Source organism: Mycobacterium sp. (genome assembly GCF_032161845.1).
Classification (GTDB): Bacteria; Actinomycetota; Actinomycetes; order Mycobacteriales; family Mycobacteriaceae; genus Mycobacterium.
Map to the genome: position 1 here is coordinate 1 of NZ_JAVRQA010000352.1, position 3,109 is coordinate 3,109.

The window sequence follows — 3,109 nt, forward strand, 5'->3', positions numbered from 1 at the left end:
GACGACTGGCGCGACCTGATGGACGAGGCCCGCGACGTCGCGCGCACGCTGGCCAGGGAGGGGCGCGTGGACATCACTCAGAAGGGCGCTGTCCTCGACCCGGACGGTACGTGGCGCGGACCGATCCGGATCCGGATCACGTGAGCGCCCGCTAGGGAACTCGAAGTGAGAATGTCAGTTTCCGGTGGGGACGGACGCCACGTCGTCGGCGGGAACCTCGTAGCCCAGGTCGTCGATGAAGGCGACGTGGACCGGCCGGTCGGTGCGCTTGGCGCGGCGGGTCATCGTCGGACCCTCTGGCCGCGGCAGGTACCTGTCACCCCACTGTTGGTAGGCGCCGACGATCACGTGGAGTTCGCGGCCGGCGGGTGTCAAATGATAGGCGGGACGAGCGCGTTGCCCGGGCTCCTGGTAGGAGTCACGGGTCATGACGCCGTATTCGACCAGGGTCGAGAGCCGGTCGGTGAGCACGTCGGGGGCGAGGCCAAGATTCGTCTGGAAGTCGGCGAATCGGGTGGTGCCGAGGAGCGCTTCGCGAAGGATCAGGAGGGTCCACCGGTCACCGAGGATGGTCGCGCTGCGTCCCACCGAGCACTGCCAGTCGTCAACGTGCTTTCTTGCCACTCCGCGATTCTACGCGCTGGCTAGGTAATACCTGGACAGCTCACGCGCCGAACGGGACGGCGGCTGCCGGCGGATACTGCGCAACGCCACGATCGGCGGAGAGTGCGGCTTTGGCATTGCGCGTCATCTCGTCGGTGAGCACCTCGACGGCGCCGCGCTCCACGCCGTCGATGGCCAGCGCCGCGATGATCGACGGGTTGGTCTTCACCGCAGTCATTCCGGCCGTCATGTCGGTGTCCATGAAACCGATGTGCACTGCAGTCACGGCGACATTGCTTGGTGCGATCTCCTCACGAATGGCGTCGGTCTGTGCCCAGAGGGCGGTCTTGGCGGCGGCATAGGCGCCGAGGGTGCCGGGGTGCAACCAGGACACCACCGAGACGACGTTGAGGATCGCGCCCGGCGCGTTCGCGATCAGGTGCGGCGCGAACGCGCGGGTCACCGCGAGCGTGCCGAAGAAGTGCGACTCCATGACCGCCCGTACGTCGTCGAGGTGCCCGGTGAGCAGAGGGGAGGCGCTGGGCACTCCCGCGTTGTTCACGAGCAGCGTGACGTCGGTCGCGATGGCGGCCGCCGCCTCCACCGAATCGGGGTCGGTGATGTCGATGCGCACTGGGATGACGCCGGGTGTGGTGATCGACTGCGGGTTCCGTGCCCCCGCGTACACCGTCGCGCCGCGCTCGAGCAGTTGTTCTGTCAATCGCCGACCGAGGCCGCGGTTGGCCCCGGTGACGAACGCCACGGCTCCGTCGATGTGCATGTGAACTCCCTTTGTCGTGTTGGCTGGATCAGTGGTTAACACTCGTGAACCGTTGCAGCTCAGCGAGAACCGGCACGGAACAGCCCCCTGCCCGGCGACGTGGTTGGCGGGTACCGAACACCAGCGAGCGATCCCATTGGTCGTCAATCTCGTTGGAATTCTCATCGGGCTAATGTCTGGCGAGCCAGCCGACGGTGTAGTCGGCGACTTCGCGCCAACCAGAATCGAACACCAGGGAGTGGCCGCGGTCGGCGAACACGTGGTAGTCGGTGACGGCCGGGGATGGCCCGTACAACTCGTAGGCCTGGCGCGACACGACCTCGGGCACCGTGTGGTCCCTGCCGCCACCGATGATCAGCAGGGGACCGCGGTCGCCGGTGATGGTGTCGACGGCTGCGGGCGAGTCAGGATCCTTCTTGGCCGAGGTCACTTCGAACAGCGGGCGGCCGGGTCCGGGAATCGCAAAGCGGTCGTAGAGATTTCGTGCCTCCTTCGCCGAGATGGCGTTGGCGAAGCCGTAGCGGAACTGGCGCGCCGTCAGGGACTTTGCGTCGTGGCGGTTCGACTTCTTGCGGAGTACGGGAATCGCCGTCCGGATCTGGGCAAGCGGGACCTTGGTGACGCCCTTGATGGGGCCGGGATCGATCGCCACGGCGTGGGTCGCGAGGCCGCTGACGAGCAGTCGTTGTGCGATCAGGCCACCGAAGGAATGCCCGACGACGATGGGTCGCTCGGGTAGGTCATTGATGAGTTTCGTGTAGTGCTCGGTGATTTCGGCCAATCCGTAGCCCGCCACCTGCGTGGCGTCGCGCCGGGTGGCTTCGACAGTGTCCGCGTCACCGGGCCATCCGGTCGCCACGGGCTCGTATCCGGCGCGACGGTACAGCGGAAGCCACGGCTCCCAGGCGGCGGAATGGATCCACAGTCCGTGGATGAAGACGACGGGTTGAGGCACAGTGGTACTCCTTTAGCGGACTGAGATCGATATCCAGGTAGGTATTGGCGAGACAGATGTTCGAGGCATGCCCCTTGTTCGCTGCATGATTCGCCTGCTCCGGTACCGACCTTATCGGGTCAGGCTAGGAAAAGCCAAGTGAGGTGCTATCTTGATCGCATGACGTTCCTCGACGACTTCCGTCCCACCCATCTGCGTGTCACCGCGCACTCACCGACCCTGTGGGAGGTGACCTTCGAGAATCCGCCGGTGAACGTGATCGGCCCAGACATGATGCGCGACGTCAAGGACCTGCTGACCGAGTTGGAGTCCAACTCCACGGTCAACGTGGTCGTATTCGACAGCGCGGACCCCGATTTCTTCCTTGCCCACTACGACCTCGGCGCCGATCCGGAGATCGCCGAGGCGCTGCCGAGCCCCACCGGATACGCCGCTTGGGTCGACATCACGGTCCGGATCAGCAAGCTATCGGCCGTCACGATCAGCGCGATCCGCGGGATCGCCCGCGGTGCGGGAAGCGAGTTCGCCCTGGCCACCGACATCCGATTCGCCAGCCGTGAGAAGGCAGTCCTCGGACAGATGGAAGTAGGGTTCGGCGCCGTGCCCGGTGGCGGTGCCGCCGGCCGACTGCCTGCCTTGGTGGGCCGGGGCAGGGCATTCGAGATCCTGCTGGGCGGAGCGGACTTCGACGGCGATACAGCCGAGCGGTACGGCTACGTCAATCGCGCCATCCCCGACGCCGACTTCGTCGCGTTCGTTCACGACTACGC

At 65.9% G+C, this 3,109-nt stretch carries 5 protein-coding genes; 2 read left to right on the plus strand and 3 right to left on the minus strand.

What is annotated here, in order from left to right; genetic code table 11:
• The first annotated feature begins 15 nt into the window (after positions 1-15).
• Complete coding sequence (locus QOD90_RS19025) at positions 16-144, plus strand: DUF3253 domain-containing protein (protein WP_526352390.1); 129 nt, start codon at positions 16-18, stop codon at positions 142-144.
• Positions 145-174: 30 nt separating this feature from the next.
• On the opposite strand, the gene QOD90_RS19030 is transcribed toward QOD90_RS19025, so the two are convergent.
• From QOD90_RS19030 to QOD90_RS19040, 3 genes are all read right to left on the minus strand, one after another.
• The gene (locus QOD90_RS19030; protein WP_526352386.1) at positions 175-624 is read right to left on the minus strand and encodes a winged helix-turn-helix transcriptional regulator; all 450 of its coding nucleotides are present in this window, start codon (positions 622-624) and stop codon (positions 175-177) included.
• A gap of 40 nt (positions 625-664) precedes the next feature.
• Positions 665-1,384 carry an SDR family oxidoreductase gene (locus QOD90_RS19035; RefSeq protein ID WP_526352387.1) on the minus strand — a complete coding sequence of 240 codons (720 nt, stop codon included), beginning with the start codon at positions 1,382-1,384 and terminating at the stop codon, positions 665-667.
• A 169-nt stretch (positions 1,385-1,553) separates the two neighbouring features.
• Positions 1,554-2,339: an alpha/beta hydrolase gene (locus QOD90_RS19040; RefSeq protein ID WP_526352388.1), complete on the minus strand. Its 786-nt coding sequence runs from the start codon at positions 2,337-2,339 to the stop codon at positions 1,554-1,556.
• A gap of 159 nt (positions 2,340-2,498) precedes the next feature.
• On the opposite strand from QOD90_RS19040, the gene QOD90_RS19045 reads away from it, so the two are divergent.
• The coding region (locus QOD90_RS19045; protein WP_526352389.1) for an enoyl-CoA hydratase/isomerase family protein at positions 2,499-3,109 on the plus strand (611 nt) is incomplete at its 3' end.

What these genes read in the sequence shown, in the direction of transcription:
- QOD90_RS19035 (WP_526352387.1), bottom strand. Translation starts at nt 1,384, where the DNA reads ATGCACATCGACGGAGCCGTGGCGTTCGTCACCGGGGCCAACCGCGGC.